Origin of the sequence: Exiguobacterium sp. SH0S1, from assembly GCF_004337165.1 — a bacterium.
In the GTDB taxonomy this organism is placed as follows: domain Bacteria; phylum Bacillota; class Bacilli; order Exiguobacteriales; family Exiguobacteriaceae; genus Exiguobacterium; species Exiguobacterium aurantiacum_A.
Map to the genome: position 1 here is coordinate 76,693 of NZ_SJVC01000005.1, position 15,016 is coordinate 91,708.

Consider the following 15,016-nt stretch of genomic DNA (forward strand, 5'->3'; position numbering starts at 1 on the left):
CTCGTGAATGAAATTCACAAAAATCATTCTTTTTTTGTTTTGTTTTGTAAACGCTTTCGGAGTTGTCTGTAAATCTATTGTATTCATTTCTCTATATTCTATACTGAAATGGACATGAGAAAATACATCAAGCAGTCAATTCTATTTACACACCGCTCAATTTTTTGTGAACTATATGAGGAGGAGATTGAAATGACAACCGGAATCAAACTCGTCACGATCGGCGGCGGCAGCAGCTACACGCCAGAATTGATGGAAGGATTCATCAAACGTTACGAAGAGTTGCCGATCCGCGAGATTTGGCTCGTCGATATCGAAGCGGGAAAAGAGAAGCTCGAGATTGTCGGACAGATGGCCCAACGCATGTGGGACGCTTCACCTTATGACGTCACCGTGCATCTCACACTCGACCGGCGGGAAGCGTTACAAGGCGCCGACTTCGTCACGACCCAGTTCCGCGTCGGCTTGCTCGACGCCCGGATCAAAGACGAACGCATTCCGCTCTCCTACGGCATGGTTGGGCAAGAGACGAATGGGGCCGGCGGCATTTTGAAGGCGTTCCGGACCATTCCTGTCATTCTCGACATCGTCGAAGATATGAAACAGCTCTGTCCGAACGCCTGGCTCGTCAACTTCACGAACCCGAGCGGTATGGTGACCGACGCCATCATTCGTTACGGGAAGTGGGACAAAGTCATCGGACTTTGCAACGTCCCGGTCAACGCGATGATGGCCGAACCGGAACTGATCGGCAAGAAACCGGGAGACTTGATTTACTCTTTCGCCGGATTGAATCACTTCCACTGGCACCGCGTGCATGACGTGACTGGTCGTGATGTGACGCGCGATATCATCGACAAGATGTACGATGGTAATTCCGGCATCCCGGCCAATATCCACGACATGCCGTTCTTCAAAGAGCAGCTGCATCAGATGAATATGATCCCGTGCGGCTATCACCGTTACTATTATCGCGCCGAGGAGATGCTCGCCCACATGCTCGAGGAGTACCGAGATCCGGCTGTCGGGACACGGGCCGAACAAGTGAAACAGACGGAAGCCGAGCTGTTCGAACTGTATAAAGATCCGCACCTCGACCATAAGCCGGAGCAACTGTCGAAGCGGGGCGGCGCCCACTACTCGGACGCGGCTTGTGAGACGATCGCCTCAATCTATGCGAATAAAAACACACACATCGTCGTCTCGACGAAAAATAACGGTGCTGTCCCCGACCTTGCTCCCGACGACGTCGTCGAAGTGTCCGCCTATATTGGTGCTAACGGCGCGAAACCGATCGCCTTCGGTTCACTCGCACCAGCCGAAAAAGGTTGGCTCCAAGTCATGAAAAACATGGAACTGTGCGTCGAAGAAGCAGCTGTGACTGGGAATTACGGACTTGCTCTTCAAGCGTTCATCATCAATCCGCTCATCCCGAGCGGCGAGACCGCGAAACGGGTGCTTGATGAACTACTCATCGCCCATAAAGCTCATCTGCCTCAGTTCGCTGACAAAATCGCCGAACTAGAAGCGAGCGGTGTTACGATCAGAGACGAAGTCGTTCAAGCGCTCCGCCCGATCACACAATCATAAAAAACAGCCGGTGCGTCCCATGGACGTACCGGCTGTTGCCTTATTTGATGAGTTCAAGGTCGACCGGAATGTTTTCTTCCACGGTCTCACCTTTCAAGTAGTTGACGGCTGCTTCGACACCGAGTTTTCCGATCTCTGTCGGTTTTTGCGCCACCGTTGCGGCCATCGTTCCGTCTTCAACAGCCTTGACCGCGTCATCCGTCGCATCGAAACCGATGACTTTGACATCGCTCAATCCGGCACTGCTCAACGCTTGGACCGCACCGAGTGCCATTTCGTCATTGTGCGCGAACACCGCGACGATATCTTTATTGTCTTGGAGAATGTTTTCCATGACCGTTAAGCCTTGGGCCCGGTCAAAGTTTGCCGATTGTTTGGCCACGACGTCGAGTTTTCCATCGATTGCCTCGTTGAAGCCTTGACCGCGATCGCGTGTGGCCGATGCTCCTGGAATACCTTCTAATTCAACGACTTTCCCGCCTTCACCGACGAGTTCAACCATGTACTCACCAGCGAGCTTCCCGCCAGCTGCGTTGTCTGACGCGACGTGGGCGACGACTTCTCCCGATTCTGCGTTCCGGTCGACCGTGATGACAGGGATACCAGCATCGTTCGCGCTTTGAACAGCGGCTCCGACCGCTTCGGAATCCGTCGGGTTAATCAAAATCAAATCCATGCCTTTTTGAATCATATCTTCGACGTCGCTCACTTGTTTCGCCGCATCGTTTTGTGCGTCAGCCACAGTGAGTGTCGCATCGAGTTGCTTCGCCTCTTCTTCAGCTCCATCTTTCAAAGCAACGAAGAACGGGTTGTTCAATGTAGAGATGGAGAGTCCGATCTTAAAGTCCCCATCTTTTGGTTCTTGTTCCGAACTTGTTCCCGGTTGTTCCGTCGAACAAGCCGCCATCATGACCATTGTCAGTACGAGTAGCCAAGCTGTCCATTTTTTCATCTTCTGTTTCCCCTTTCGATGATTACGCATTTTGTTTGCGATCAAGTAGCACCGCAAATAAGATGACGGCCCCTTTGACGACGAGTTGGAAGAACGACGAGACGCCGAGAAGATTCAAGCCGTTATTCAACGTGCCGATAATTAGAGCGCCAATCAATGTTCCGACAATCCAACCACGTCCCCCGGCTAAACTTGTTCCCCCGAGAACAACAGCCGCAATCGCATCAAGCTCGTATGAAGTACCTGCCGTCGGCTGTGCCGAATTGAGGCGTGACGTTAAAATGATTCCTGCTAACGCTGCCAACATGCCTGACAACGAGTAAATCATCACTTTGACTTTGTTGACGCCAATCCCCATCAGTTTAGAGGCTTCCTCATTACCGCCAATCGCATACGTATGGCGGCCGAACGTCGTTTTTTTCAAGATGAAGTAGAGTATGCCGAACGCAATCAACATCGTGACCGCCGGCACCGGAATAATCCATAAGTAGCCGCGCCCTAACATTTCAAACCAAGTCGAGTCCCCTAAACCGGTGATTGGCCGGCCATCCGTGTATACGAGCGTCAGCCCTCGGTAGATGGTCATCGTCGCCAGCGTCGCGATGAACGGCGCGACTTTCCCGTATGTGATGACGGCTCCGTTAAACGCACCGAGCACGGCACCCGCAATCAAACCGAGCGCGATCGCCATGACAGCGTGTTGACCATCGACCATCATCCCGGCGACGAACGCCGAAGAGAGCGCGAGAATCGACCCGACTGATAAATCAATTCCGCCTGTCAAAATGACGAACGTCATCCCGAACGCAATCAAGGCGTTGATGGAAACTTGCCGCAAGACGTTAAAGATGTTGTTCAACGAGAGAAATCCTGGTTCGAGAGCCGTCACCACAACGATGATAGCAAGTAATCCGAACAGTGGACCGAGTTTTTGCCCCCATCCGAGCTTTTGCGGTCGCCCTAGCGCAGCCGTTGCTTTCAATTCCATATCATTGTCCTCCTGTCGCATATGTCATGACTTTTTCTTGCGTCGCCTCGTCTTTTGCTAACGTCCCTGTGACGATGCCTTCTCGCATGACGACGATTCGATCACTCATCCCGAGCACCTCGGGTAAATCCGAAGATACCATGATGATTGCGACACCTGCCTCTGCCAATTCACTCATAATCGTGTAAATTTCTTTTTTCGCCCCGACATCGACTCCTCGTGTCGGTTCGTCGAGGATGAGCACATCTGGTTCGACGCCAAGCCACTTGCCTAGAACGACTTTTTGTTGGTTCCCGCCAGAAAGCGACTTCACTTTTTGTTCCATCGAATGATGTTTGACACGCAGCTTCTTCAAATAACCGTCCGCGAAGCGCTCCTCGTCTTGTCTCGAGATGATTGTTCCCTTCGCCCGTTTATCGAGCGTTGGTAGCGACAAGTTTTCTCGTAACGAGAAGTCAAGGAGCAACCCTTCGCCTTTTCGGTCTTCTGTCAAAAACGCGATACCGTGACGAATCGCATCAGCCGGCCGTCTGATCTTTATTTCTTTTCCATTCAGTTTGACGACACCGCCTCTTGTGCGGTCGGCGCCGAACAAGGCGCGCATCACCTCGGTCCGACCGGCTCCCATCAATCCTGAGAAACCGACGATTTCACCCGCCCGTACATCGAACGAGACGTTGTGGAACCGGTTACCTATCAAACTATCAACTTCGAGGACGACGTCGCCAATCGTGGCGGTCCGGTCCGGGTAACGTTCCCCGATCTCGCGTCCGACCATCTCTTTGACGATTTCTTCAAATGACGTCTCGGCGATAGGATGCGTCCCGATCGACACCCCATCACGGAGAACGGTGATGCGGTCACACAGTTCAAAAATTTCTTCCATCCGATGGGAGATATAAATGATGGACACGCCTTGGTCACGTAATGCACGCGATACCGAGAACAACGCCCGAATCTCACGGTCGGTCAAGGCGGCCGTCGGTTCGTCCATGACGATGACTTTCGCGTCTGTCATGAGCGCTTTCGCGATCTCAATCATCTGTTGTTGACCGACGGACAAGTTTTTAGCAAGCTCATCGACTTCCATGAATACGTTCAGCTCGGCCAAATATTCTCGGGCGCGACGCTTCATCTCTTGTTGCTTGATGACACCGAACGGACCGGTCAACTCCCGACCGAGGAACAAGTTTTCCATCACCGTCAATTCCGGCAAAATATTCAACTCTTGATGGATGAAGGCGATGCCGGCTCGTTCGGCTTCTTTCGGATGTTTGAACTGCCGCACGGCACCATCGATTTGGACCTCCCCTTCGTCTTGCGCGTGAAGTCCGGTCATCACTTTCATAAGCGTTGATTTGCCGGCCCCGTTCTCACCCATCAACGCGTGAATTTCACCAGGCAACAATTCAAAGTCCACACCTCTCAATACACTCACCGGACCGAAAGACTTATGGATGCGTTTCAACTGGATGTGCATCGAACCCCTCCTTAAAATAAAACGCCGGCGTGTAAAATGACGTTCGCATACGGTGTCGCTTCACCTGTACGAATGACGACTTTCGCCTGCTCGACTTCACGCTTGAACGCTTCATGCGAGCATGTCTTGACCGTTTCGAATCGTTCGGTCAACGCTTTGGCAATCGGCTCGTTCTCGGTGAACACTTCGTCCGCCACCGTAATCTGTTCGATGACCATGTCAGCCTCAACCGCATTCAACACATCAAGAAATGACGGTTCGCCTAGACGTAGTGCTAAATCGACTCGCTTTACTCCTTTAGGGATCGGCAGTCCGCAATCGGCGATGACGACTGTATCCGTATGTCCCAGGTCAGCAAAGACTTTTGCCAAATGACTATTGAGAATCCCATGTTTTTTCATCACACTCGCTCCAATCGTCTCATCACGTCGGCTCGGTTCGGCATCCCGCCTTGAGCCCCGAATCCTTCCACGCTCATGCCCGAAGCTACGACGGCAAAACGCGCGGCTTCTTCTAAATTGTTTCCTTCCACGAGGGAAACGGCGAGAGCGCCATTGAATGTATCTCCCGCCCCGGTCGTATCGACGACATTCGCCAGGATGGCTGGGATATGTTGAATCGTCTTCCCGTCGAAGAAACGAACACCTCTTACTCCTTCTGTCACAATCAATTTGTTTGGGTAACGGCGCAATACGTCTTCAATCGGCAAGTCGCCGAATAGATCGCGGCATTCGTGCTCGTTCGGCGTCACGTAGGTCACCTTTTCAAGTAACTCACTCGTGAGCGCTTGAGACGGCGCCGGATTTAACAGGACTGGAATGTTTCGCTGATGACAGTACGTACTCACTTGTTCGACGGTTTCAATCGGAATTTCTAGTTGCAACAAGACGAGCGTCTGGTCATCAAGCAGTTGCTCCAACTCCACGTCGGTGAAGCGTACATGCTTGTTCGCGGATTGAACGACGACGATTGAGTTATCGCCGTCTGCTAATACGATATGCGCCGTCCCTGTCACTTCTTCGCCAATCGTTCGCAGATGACGCGTCCCGACCTGGTTCTGTTTAAAATTTTGACGGATTATATTCCCAAATTCATCGGATCCGACGCAACCGACCATCTCGACCTGACCACCTAGTCGAGCGGCAGCCACTGCTTGGTTGGCGCCTTTTCCCCCGGGTACCGTCTGAAATGTATTCCCGATGACCGTCTCTCCAGCCTGCGGACGTTTATTTGTCGTGACAACCAAATCCATAGATACACTCCCGATGACAACAATTCGGTTCATGCGTCATGCCCCTTTCGTTTCGTCGTCTGTCGCTCTGTCAGTGTGACAGGCAATAAAATTTCTTTTGCAGCGGTCTCTTTCTTTTCAATCAAATCAAGAAGCCGCTCGGTCGCTAGTCGCCCCATCTCATAGATCGGTTGAGCAATCGTCGTGAGTGGCGGAGACGTCATCTCACCTAACTCGATGCCATCATACCCGATGACTTGTAAGTCTTCAGGCACCCGGACGTTGCGACGCACCGCTTCCTGCAATACTGCGGCGGCGATGACGTCATTGGCGGCAAACACACCATCGAACGGCCAATACTCGTCAAATAATGTTTGTGCCGCCGTGAGCGCCTCTTTGAATGCAAAACTAGAATGTGTCATCCCGACGAGCCGCTCACCCGCCACGTCGAGAAAACCATCTGTCCGTCGTCTCACCGTTAGGAGGTGCTTAGGCCCAGCGATGTGAGCAAGCTTTGTTGCCCCACAGCTCAACAGCGTCTCCGCTGCGAGGCGTCCACCTTCATACCCGTTCGAGATGACGGCATCAATCCCCGGCTTGACGATACGATCTAACGCCACCATCGGTAGTTCTAACTTTTCATAGTTCGGGTTATCCGAATGGTTCGTCGTAATAATCAGTCCATCGACATGCATCGTCTGAAGAGCGACCAAATACGTCTGCTCTTTTGAAAGTTGCTCATCCGTGTTGCAAAGTACGACCTGATAGCCGTGCTGGTTGGCCACGTCTTCAATCGCTCGGGCTAATTGTGGAAAGAACGGATTTGTAATATCCGGCATAATCAAGCCGATCAAGCCCGATGTCTTTTTAAATAATGAACGCGCGACTCGGTTCGGGGCATAGTCAAGTTCGGCGATGGCCCGCTCGACGGCTTCCCGCGCTTCTGCACTTACGTATCCGTTATTGTTCATGACACGGGACACGGTCGCGACAGAAACGTTCGCTCGTTTGGCAACTTGTTTGATTGTCGCCATCTCGAACCTCCTTTTTGGTAACGCTTACAAAACAAGCATAATGTGTAACCGGTTACATATCAACTATTTTTTAAAATTAATCTGTATCAGCTAAGAATTATGAGAACAGGAGCGCCCTCCCATCAAGGAAGGCGCTCCTGTTCTCCTGGTCATTTTACGTTTTTCAGATTCCTCCATTAAGAGATGAACGGTTGTCATAATCATCACGCGTGATGACATAGACCAAACTTCGAACGGTCCGCCCGTCCAACCGGGTCAGCTCTTGCGTCGTCGTGAACGCATACGTGAAACCGCACTTCTCGACGACACGACGCGACCGGTCATTGAAATCGAAATAACCGCACCAAATTCGTTCGAGGCCTAGGTCGACAAATCCGTGACGAAGCAGCTCACGCACCGCTTCCGGGACGTAGCCTCTCCCCCAATGATCCGGACTGAGCACGTAGCCGATTTCGCGCTGGTTGTCGTGTTGGATATCCGGGTCTGGTCGCCGGTCGTGCAAACCGATGCTGCCGATCAGTTCGCCGGTCGCTTTCAACGTGATCGCCCAGACGTCTTGATCTTGCTGGAACATACGGATGACGTCCCGCGTCTCGTCGACGGACTCGTGCGGGGCCCAGCCCGCCATCGGTCCGACCCGCTTATTCTTCGCATAGCGATGCATCGCTTCGGCGTCATCGAGCTGAAACGCTCTGAGCCTTAGCCGTTCTGTGTCTAATTGAATCATGTCAGCTGCTCCTTCGCTCGTTTCCCTCGCCTCAGTTCCGGGAACAACGGAACAGAGGAGGGATGACGATGCCGTTTGATTACGACTTAGATTTTGAAACGATTGATTTTCGCGAGCAGCCCGAGCTGTATCGCGTCGGACGAGGTGAACAAGGTGTGCTGCTCGTCGAGCCTTACAAGAGTGAGATTTTGCCGCACTGGCGCTTTAAGACACCGGACATCGCCCGCCAGTCCGCCGATGAGATTATGGACTTGTTCGAGGCGTATCGGGCCAACGATGACTTCGTCGGCATGGACATGGCGCGGAAGTTCATCCAGATGGGCCATACCCGGGCCCGTCGTTACGCCAACTATAAAGGTGGCCGCAAGTATAAAGACGACGGGGACATCCATGACCGCCAAATCGATGAAGAGAAAGCCGAGTCGGCCCGCATCTTCAAAGAGCGCTGGGACCAGATCCGAGCGGACAAGGATTATTTGAAGCGAAAGAAAGCCCATCAAAAACAATTTGGCTAATCAACGGACCATGACGATGAAGTTCGTCTGCCCTTTGATGAACGCGGCGACTTGACGGAACCCGACCTGTTCATACAAATGGATGGCCCGCTCGTTGAATGCGGCCACGGTCAAGCGCAGCGGTTTCTCCTCGCGCTCTGCTGCGCCAAGCACCGTCTCGACGAACGAACGACCTTGTCCTTTACCGGTGCGGTCCGGGCGCATGCCCAATCCGATATCGAGATGGATGGCATCGTACGCGTATGTCGGGTTCGGAACTTGCGCGTACGGTCCGAGGCAATAAAAACCGAACAACCCTTCATCGTCGTGAATCGCATGATAAGTCATTAACTCGTCTAACCCTTCAGCCGAAGGGTCCTGATTATAAAAATCATAGGGTGCTTCATACGTCCACGCTTGGATGGCGCGGGCGTTTTCTCGTGTCATCGGTCGAATGTGCATAGCCTCCCCCCTTTCTCGCATCTGTTCTTGTTCGTGCCACAGTTGGTGTTTCCCTGTCTCTGTCCAAAGAAAAAGGATGGGTTGCCCCATCCTCTCGTTATTTTCGTGTCCACGTCGCCGTGATGTCGACGTCGGCCGCATGCATCAAGTTATGGATCGGGCACCGGGCCTCGACGCCTTTTTGTAGCGCCTCGATCCGTTCATCCGACTCGGTCGTGTCGAGCACGATGTTGACGTGCACGTTCTCGAAATAAGTCCGGACCCCTTCGACGCCTTGGAAGCCGCGCGGGTCGAGCGTCCCTTCCGTCGCGAACGTCACACCGTCATAGTTGAAGTCCTGGTCTTGCGCGACATAGGCGATCATGATCGTCGTACACGATGATAGCGCCCCGAGTAAGTATTCGAGCGGATTCGGTCCGGCATCGGTCCCGCCGAGACGTTCCGGCTCATCGACGATAAACGGCTCTAGGTCGCGCACATGCACCGTCGTCTTCACGCTCGTCGCTTCGCCCTCGGCCCGCATCGTCACTAATGGTTTTTCTGACATCCCATCTCCTCCTTTTGAAATCACATCTCTACTACCGTTCCCGTTATGTCGGACCGTGTAACGCGTCGTCGTAAATCGCATAGTCATTTTTACCTTGCTGCTTGATTTGATACATCGCTTGGTCCGCCTTATGAATCAACGTGTCCAAATCCATGCCTTGGTCTGGCGCGACACTGACGCCGATGCTTGCTCGAATCGGGATTACCCCGTGCCCTAGTTTGAACGGCCGTTCCACCAACGTCGTCCGCAGCCGCTCCACGAACATGACGATGTCCGCTTCTTCCACGTCCGTCAAATAGATGTAGAACTCGTCACCGCCGACGCGCGACGCGAGCCCGGTGTCCGGTGTCACTTCTTCGAGCAGGACGCCGAGGTGGATCAAGAAGTCATCGCCGACTTGATGGCCGTAAGTGTCGTTGACTCCTTTAAACCCGTCAAGGTCGAGGATGACGAGGGCAAGGTTGTCCGCTTGAAGCAACGCTTGATCAGCTTGTTCATAAAAAGCCCGACGATTGGCGAGCTTCGTGAGCGGGTCATGATAGGCGAAAAAACGAATCGACTGCTCCGCTTCCTTGAACGTGTGGACATCGCGAATCAAAATCATGCCGTGAATTTTTTGATCGATATAGACGAAGTCACCATCGATGACGACGTATCGTTCTTGTCCGGTCTTCGTCTGAACCTTCGTCTCGAACTCTAAAAACTTCTTTTGGGCCGTGAAGTGCTGTGTATAGTGATCGCACCATTCCTCACGCTTCTTCTCCGGCAATAGGTCGACGAACCGTTCATTGACGACACGGACCGTGTGGAACAACATGCGTGCGGCCGGGTTCGCACTCTCGATCCGACCAGTATCGTCGACGAGCAGAATGGCCGACGGGTTCAAGTTGTACAACGTCCCGTAGCGCTTGGCGTAAGAGGCGAGAAAATCGAGCCGGTTCATTGCCAAAACGAGCGCCACCGTCCAGACCAATCCGCCGTACATATACGCATAAGGCGGAATGACTCCACGAAATTGGAAGTAACCGAACACGATGTCCCAAATCAAGACGAGTACCGCCGTCAAGATGAGTAGACGCAGCACCCGTTGATGTTCATGCCGTTCTGCTCGTTTGAGCGCATACGCCAACAACAAAATAATCAGGAAGTGAAAGACGTTCCCAATCGTCATCGTCGTCAAATAAGAAACGTTGAATTCAGGATAAATCCAGAGCCCGACTTGGTCGAAGCGTTGACTGTTGATGATGTTCTCTTGTCGAATGAACGTCAGAGCAACCGGGATCAACGGTAAGTAGATTGCATACGGGTATACCCATTTCGGCATCTTCGCACCGACGCCCGTCACTTTGACGATGAAATGGACCGAAAAGATAAAGATCAAAATGCCGGCATTGCCGAACCAATAGGTAACGAACGCCGGGCTCGCTTCGATCGGTGACAAGTGACGGCCGAACTCCGCCAAAAACAGCATTGCGTAACCGAATACGAACAGGCTGAGCAGACGATGCTCGACTTGTCGCGGGTTACGTAACAAGACGTCGAGCGCGAGATGGCTCAACAAGAAGGCCGGCAGTAAATAGGCGGCCATATAGACAAATAACGCGGTCATGAACAGACCCCTTTCTTGAATAGATACGTCTTTACTTTCTCTATCGGCCGCATCAATTCCTTTTTCGAACGGGCTGACACATCACCGCAAAAAAGCGAGCGGATTTTCGAATCCGCTCGCTCACATGATTTATATCGTCTCTTCGATTGCAGTATCACCTTTGACCAAATCGATGGCTTTGTTTGCCGCTTCTTGTCGACCGATGACATGGGCCAAGAACGCTGCGACATCCGCCCGCGGGATCTCGCCCGTCGACACGTTGTCGACGTTCACTTTGCCTGTACCGGCATCGTCTGTGAGTGCGCCTGGACGGACGATCGTATAGTCGAGTCCACTCTGTTCGAGCAAACGGTCCGCATGATGTTTTGCCACGTAGTACGGTTTCATCGAATCGGGCCATGCCGAGCGATCTTCCGCTTTCAAGGCACTGAGCATCACGAAGTGCTTGATGTTGCCGTTCGCTTGGGCCGCCTCGACACTTTTCGCTGCACCGTCTAGGTCGATGAGTAACGTTTTGTCGGCTCCCGTGCTGCCGCCCGAACCGGCCGCGAACACGACTGCGTCCATGCCGCTCATCGCTTGCTTCAACGTCTCAACGTCACCTTCTAAGTCTCCGAGAACCACCTGATAGCCGTTCGCTTTGAACTCGTCTAGCTGCTCTTGTTTCCGCACCATCGCGGTGACTTCGTGCTTCCCATCCTGCTTCAATCGTTCTACGAGTTGCTTTCCAATCTGTCCATTCGCTCCAATTACAAATACGTTCATCTGTCTTCCTCCTCAAATAAAATTCAGAGACAAGCGAAACGCCGTGTGGCCATGGCCACGTCCGGTGCAGAAGCAATGGCCGAGATGACAGCTACGCCGTCAGCCCCGTCACGTCGAATCGCTTCGACGTGTTCAGGCATGATTCCACCAATCCCCACGATTGGCAAATGCTGAAACCGGGCTCGCACTTGCCGAATGAGCATCGTTCCATTCACTTCGGCCGCGTCTTGTTTCGACACAGTCGGATGAATCGGTCCAATTCCGACATAATCGGCGTATCTCGAAGCCGTTGCGGCTTGCTCGATCGAGTGGACCGAGACACCGAGCCACTTCTTTGAACCGATTCGCCGACGAACGACTTCGGCTGCTGCGTCCTCTTGTCCGACATGAACTCCGTCCGCATCGAGTTTGATTGCCAGCTCGACGTCATCGTTGACGATGAACGGGACACGGTACTGTCGACAAAGTGTATGCAACGCTCGTGCCATCGCTTCTTTTTTATCCCCATACAGTGGCTCTTTACCTTTTTCGCGAAATTGAAAACATGTCACACCACATTGAAGCGCCGTTTCGACCGTCTGAACGAGATCAAACGTATCCGCTGTGCCGCAGATGAAGTAGAGCTTTAACCGCTCAACGATAGGCGATGGATTCAATGGAAACCACCTCCTTCGGGTGCTTGTTATACGCCCAATGATTTGTCGGTCCATGCCCGCTGCCGATTTGTAATCCGTGGGCGATGGCACTATGGATGAACTGTTTCGCCTTCTGCGCGGCTTCCGTAACGGTATGCCCGTTCGCGAGCTCCGCTGTTAGCGCAGCCGAAAACGTGCAGCCGGTCCCGTGCGTATCTTTCGTCAGCAACCGTGGTGTCACCATTCGAAACGTATCGGTCTTCGTCATGACTAGGTCTTCGGCGAGAGGACCGTCCAAATGACCGCCTTTCAACATGACGACGTTTGCCCCGTAAGACAACAAGCGCTCAGCTGCTTTCATACGATCAGTGAACGTACAAATCGTCAAGCCGGTCAACACTTCAGCTTCAGGGATATTTGGCGTGACGACCGTCGCCATCGGTAACAGCCTCGTCCGTAGCGCGGTGACGGCGTCCCGTTCAAGCAAGGTCGCACCGCCTTTAGCGATCATGACCGGATCGACGACGACATTTTGAAATCGATGCTGCTCGATTGCGTCCGCCACGACGTCAATCAACTCACGATTGAACAGCATCCCGGTCTTGCACGCCGAGATGATAAAGTCTGATCCGACTGCATCGAGCTGGCGTGCGACGAGGTCGGCGGAGACGGCTTCGACACCGTGCACGCCACGCGTGTTTTGAGCCGTCACCGCGGTCACGACACTCGTGCCAAATACGCCTAATTCTTGAAACGTTTTCAAATCGGCTTGGATTCCGGCTCCCCCGCCAGAGTCCGAACCGGCGATGGTCAAGACTTGAGGCCTCATCGCGCGAACACCTCGATTCGGTCGCTCGGCAGGTCAGTTGACGTCATGGTAGCGAGCGCGTTGAGAAAGTGGATTGGGAAATCCCCCGGACCCGTCGCTGCTTCACTCGCCAACTCGCCGCATCGTGCATATCCGGTGAGCGCGGTCGAGGTTGCCGTCATCACGTCCGGTTCAACAGCAAGGAACGCACCGACGACCGCACTGAGTAGACAGCCGGTGCCTGTCGTCTCTGTCATGAGCGGATGACCGCCCAAAATCTCTAGCGTGACCGTACCATCGCTCACGAAATCCGTCGCCCCGGTAATCACGACAACACAGCTATATCGGTTCGCTGCTCGTTCAGCGAGTTGTTGCGGATGATGTGTGCCGCTTCCGGCGTCGACCCCTTTCGTCGTCCAACCGGCATCGACAAGCGTGGCGACTTCCCCGGCGTTCCCACGGATGACCGTGACGCGGACGTCTCGCAAAATCCGTTCGACGACGTCGCGGCGGAACGGTGTCGCCCCGACACCGACCGGGTCTAGGACGACAGGGCGGCCCGACTGATTCGCGGCTTGTCCGGCGCGGATCATCGTCGCCTCGGTCATTGCGTCAAGCGTCCCGATGTTCAAGACGAGGGCATCGCTCACGGTCGCCATGTCTGCCACTTCTTCGATCGCATCAGCCATGACCGGGGACGCACCGATGGCGAGCAACCCGTTGGCCGAGAAGTTGGCGACGACGGTGTTCGTAATGTTATGGACGAGCGGTCGCTTCAACCGGACGGCTTCCCATAGATCCGGCCTCATTGTCCCACCTCAAGCGGCAGTTCCCACGATTCGAGTGTCCAGGCCATCTCCCAAAACGCGAGCTCATAGTAGCAACTTTTCAAAAACAGTTGCTGATAGCGAATCCGTTCTGACTCCGTCGCTTGTCCCGCCAATTCGTCAAGTCGCTCGATCTGCTCTTCGACGAGTTCACGGAACCATTCCGAACCGTACGTCGCAATCCAAACAGAATAGATCGGATGGTCTGGCTCTGCGTCCTTCAAGCGCTCCCCGATCTCGTAATACACCCAGTAGCATGGAAGAATCGCCGCGAGCACGTCTCCGAGCGTCGGGCCGGCTTGTTGCATATGGAGCGCGTATGCATAAGCCGTCGGAGCTGGTTCGAACGTCGTCCACTCCATGTCACTCACCTCGAGCATCGTAAAAAATTCCCGATGCAACTCGTGCTCCGCCTCGATCGTGTGGAGGGCGTGCGTCAAAAATCGGCTCGCCAGCTCCATCGTCGGGGCAAGTGTAGCGCCCTTCGCCTGTACTTTCGAAAATTGATTCAAGTAGTACGAGTCTTGCATCACGTAATGCCGAAACTTCGCCTCGTCGAGCGTCCCGTCTCCGAGCGCGCGGACGAACGGATGGTGGAAACTCGCCTCAAACAAGGCGTTGGCCTCTTGGCGGATGTGTGCGGTAAATGTCATCGTATTCTCCTCCTTTGTATGAAAAAAGACGCCGCCTCCCATAACGGAAGCGGCGTCGGCCATACACAAAGAGTGTGAGAAAGGACGTTTCGCCCACTTCCCTCCGCTAGCGTGAACTAGATCAGGTTCAAAGGGTCTGGACCTTGTCCATCTCAGCCGCGTCAAGCGACTCCCCTAGTGGCAAACATTATGAAATTCGGTCATCTTCGACCAC

Annotated in this window: 17 protein-coding genes and 1 riboswitch; of the genes, 2 read left to right on the plus strand and 15 right to left on the minus strand. The window is 53.5% G+C overall.

All coding sequences use genetic code 11. The features are described 5' to 3' along the window. Nucleotides 1-192: 192 nt before the first annotated feature. Nucleotides 193-1,590 carry a 6-phospho-beta-glucosidase gene (locus EVJ20_RS12060; protein WP_131464785.1) on the plus strand — a complete coding sequence of 466 codons (1,398 nt, stop codon included), beginning with the start codon at nucleotides 193-195 and terminating at the stop codon, nucleotides 1,588-1,590. A 40-nt stretch (nucleotides 1,591-1,630) separates the two neighbouring features. Here the strand turns inward: EVJ20_RS12060 and rbsB are convergent, their stop codons facing one another. The 7 genes from rbsB to EVJ20_RS12095 all read right to left on the minus strand — a co-directional run bounded on the left by rbsB (nucleotide 1,631) and on the right by EVJ20_RS12095 (nucleotide 8,002). Then, nucleotides 1,631-2,542, minus strand: coding sequence for a ribose ABC transporter substrate-binding protein RbsB (rbsB, locus tag EVJ20_RS12065; RefSeq protein WP_131488947.1), 912 nt, complete (start codon nucleotides 2,540-2,542; stop codon nucleotides 1,631-1,633). Nucleotides 2,543-2,564: 22 nt separating this feature from the next. Then, entirely contained in the window at nucleotides 2,565-3,530 is a 966-nt protein-coding gene (locus EVJ20_RS12070; protein WP_070329454.1) for an ABC transporter permease subunit, read from the minus strand. Nucleotide 3,531: 1 nt separating this feature from the next. Further along, on the minus strand, nucleotides 3,532-5,010 hold the full coding sequence (locus EVJ20_RS12075) for a sugar ABC transporter ATP-binding protein (protein WP_131508309.1): 1,479 nt from the start codon (nucleotides 5,008-5,010) through the stop codon (nucleotides 3,532-3,534). Nucleotides 5,011-5,021: 11 nt separating this feature from the next. After that, complete coding sequence (rbsD, locus tag EVJ20_RS12080) at nucleotides 5,022-5,411, minus strand: D-ribose pyranase (RefSeq protein ID WP_070329456.1); 390 nt, start codon at nucleotides 5,409-5,411, stop codon at nucleotides 5,022-5,024. Beyond that, nucleotides 5,411-6,295, minus strand: a complete 885-nt coding sequence (gene rbsK, locus EVJ20_RS12085) for a ribokinase (protein ID WP_070329457.1) — start codon at nucleotides 6,293-6,295, stop codon at nucleotides 5,411-5,413. The genes rbsD and rbsK overlap by 1 nt, the downstream gene beginning before the upstream one ends. Continuing rightward, a complete protein-coding gene (locus tag EVJ20_RS12090) occupies nucleotides 6,292-7,275 on the minus strand; it encodes a LacI family DNA-binding transcriptional regulator (RefSeq protein ID WP_131508311.1) in 984 nt (327 codons plus the stop codon). Before EVJ20_RS12090 ends, rbsK begins: the two co-directional genes overlap by 4 nt. Before the next feature lie 163 nt (nucleotides 7,276-7,438). Further along, a complete protein-coding gene (locus EVJ20_RS12095) occupies nucleotides 7,439-8,002 on the minus strand; it encodes a GNAT family N-acetyltransferase (protein WP_131464791.1) in 564 nt (187 codons plus the stop codon). 68 nt (nucleotides 8,003-8,070) lie between these two features. On the opposite strand from EVJ20_RS12095, the gene EVJ20_RS12100 reads away from it, so the two are divergent. Then, nucleotides 8,071-8,517 carry a DUF4385 domain-containing protein gene (locus EVJ20_RS12100; RefSeq protein WP_131508313.1) on the plus strand — a complete coding sequence of 149 codons (447 nt, stop codon included), beginning with the start codon at nucleotides 8,071-8,073 and terminating at the stop codon, nucleotides 8,515-8,517. Here EVJ20_RS12100 and EVJ20_RS12105 read toward each other — a convergent pair whose 3' ends face one another. The 8 genes from EVJ20_RS12105 to tenA form a co-directional block, all read right to left on the minus strand. Next, nucleotides 8,518-8,958, minus strand: a complete 441-nt coding sequence (locus EVJ20_RS12105) for a GNAT family N-acetyltransferase (RefSeq protein ID WP_236636406.1) — start codon at nucleotides 8,956-8,958, stop codon at nucleotides 8,518-8,520. It abuts the gene before it with no gap. A gap of 97 nt (nucleotides 8,959-9,055) precedes the next feature. Next, nucleotides 9,056-9,505 carry an OsmC family protein gene (locus tag EVJ20_RS12110; RefSeq protein ID WP_016509231.1) on the minus strand — a complete coding sequence of 150 codons (450 nt, stop codon included), beginning with the start codon at nucleotides 9,503-9,505 and terminating at the stop codon, nucleotides 9,056-9,058. Nucleotides 9,506-9,548: 43 nt separating this feature from the next. Continuing rightward, complete coding sequence (locus EVJ20_RS12115; protein WP_071398520.1) at nucleotides 9,549-11,114, minus strand: GGDEF domain-containing protein; 1,566 nt, start codon at nucleotides 11,112-11,114, stop codon at nucleotides 9,549-9,551. 129 nt (nucleotides 11,115-11,243) lie between these two features. Beyond that, nucleotides 11,244-11,879 (minus strand): SDR family oxidoreductase, encoded by a 636-nt coding sequence (locus EVJ20_RS12120; protein WP_131508317.1) that lies wholly within the window; start codon nucleotides 11,877-11,879, stop codon nucleotides 11,244-11,246. Between the two features lie 23 nt (nucleotides 11,880-11,902). Then, entirely contained in the window at nucleotides 11,903-12,574 is a 672-nt protein-coding gene (gene thiE, locus EVJ20_RS12125; protein ID WP_370252133.1) for a thiamine phosphate synthase, read from the minus strand. Beyond that, a complete protein-coding gene (gene thiD, locus EVJ20_RS12130) occupies nucleotides 12,513-13,343 on the minus strand; it encodes a bifunctional hydroxymethylpyrimidine kinase/phosphomethylpyrimidine kinase (RefSeq protein WP_131464799.1) in 831 nt (276 codons plus the stop codon). The genes thiE and thiD overlap by 62 nt, the downstream gene beginning before the upstream one ends. After that, entirely contained in the window at nucleotides 13,340-14,131 is a 792-nt protein-coding gene (gene thiM, locus EVJ20_RS12135; RefSeq protein ID WP_131464801.1) for a hydroxyethylthiazole kinase, read from the minus strand. Before thiM ends, thiD begins: the two co-directional genes overlap by 4 nt. Continuing rightward, nucleotides 14,128-14,802 carry a thiaminase II gene (gene tenA / locus EVJ20_RS12140; protein WP_131464803.1) on the minus strand — a complete coding sequence of 225 codons (675 nt, stop codon included), beginning with the start codon at nucleotides 14,800-14,802 and terminating at the stop codon, nucleotides 14,128-14,130. The genes thiM and tenA overlap by 4 nt, the downstream gene beginning before the upstream one ends. A gap of 81 nt (nucleotides 14,803-14,883) precedes the next feature. Continuing rightward, a riboswitch (TPP riboswitch) is annotated at nucleotides 14,884-14,988 on the minus strand. Nucleotides 14,989-15,016 lie beyond the last annotated feature (28 nt).

Bases quoted from the DNA above. Each gene is read 5' to 3' on its own strand.
- EVJ20_RS12060 (WP_131464785.1), top strand. From the start codon at position 193: ATGACAACCGGAATCAAACTCGTCACGATCGGCGGCGGCAGCAGCTAC.
- EVJ20_RS12095 (WP_131464791.1), bottom strand. From the start codon at position 8,002: ATGATTCAATTAGACACAGAACGGCTAAGGCTCAGAGCGTTTCAGCTC.
- tenA (WP_131464803.1), bottom strand. From the start codon at position 14,802: ATGACATTTACCGCACACATCCGCCAAGAGGCCAACGCCTTGTTTGAG.
- rbsD (WP_070329456.1), bottom strand. From the start codon at position 5,411: ATGAAAAAACATGGGATTCTCAATAGTCATTTGGCAAAAGTCTTTGCT.
- EVJ20_RS12100 (WP_131508313.1), top strand. From the start codon at position 8,071: ATGCCGTTTGATTACGACTTAGATTTTGAAACGATTGATTTTCGCGAG.
- EVJ20_RS12115 (WP_071398520.1), bottom strand. From the start codon at position 11,114: ATGACCGCGTTATTTGTCTATATGGCCGCCTATTTACTGCCGGCCTTC.
- rbsB (WP_131488947.1), bottom strand. From the start codon at position 2,542: ATGAAAAAATGGACAGCTTGGCTACTCGTACTGACAATGGTCATGATG.
- thiM (WP_131464801.1), bottom strand. From the start codon at position 14,131: ATGAGGCCGGATCTATGGGAAGCCGTCCGGTTGAAGCGACCGCTCGTC.
- EVJ20_RS12070 (WP_070329454.1), bottom strand. From the start codon at position 3,530: ATGGAATTGAAAGCAACGGCTGCGCTAGGGCGACCGCAAAAGCTCGGA.
- EVJ20_RS12110 (WP_016509231.1), bottom strand. From the start codon at position 9,505: ATGTCAGAAAAACCATTAGTGACGATGCGGGCCGAGGGCGAAGCGACG.
- EVJ20_RS12105 (WP_236636406.1), bottom strand. From the start codon at position 8,958: ATGCACATTCGACCGATGACACGAGAAAACGCCCGCGCCATCCAAGCG.
- thiD (WP_131464799.1), bottom strand. From the start codon at position 13,343: ATGAGGCCTCAAGTCTTGACCATCGCCGGTTCGGACTCTGGCGGGGGA.
- EVJ20_RS12090 (WP_131508311.1), bottom strand. From the start codon at position 7,275: ATGGCGACAATCAAACAAGTTGCCAAACGAGCGAACGTTTCTGTCGCG.
- rbsK (WP_070329457.1), bottom strand. From the start codon at position 6,295: ATGAACCGAATTGTTGTCATCGGGAGTGTATCTATGGATTTGGTTGTC.
- EVJ20_RS12120 (WP_131508317.1), bottom strand. From the start codon at position 11,879: ATGAACGTATTTGTAATTGGAGCGAATGGACAGATTGGAAAGCAACTC.
- EVJ20_RS12075 (WP_131508309.1), bottom strand. From the start codon at position 5,010: ATGCACATCCAGTTGAAACGCATCCATAAGTCTTTCGGTCCGGTGAGT.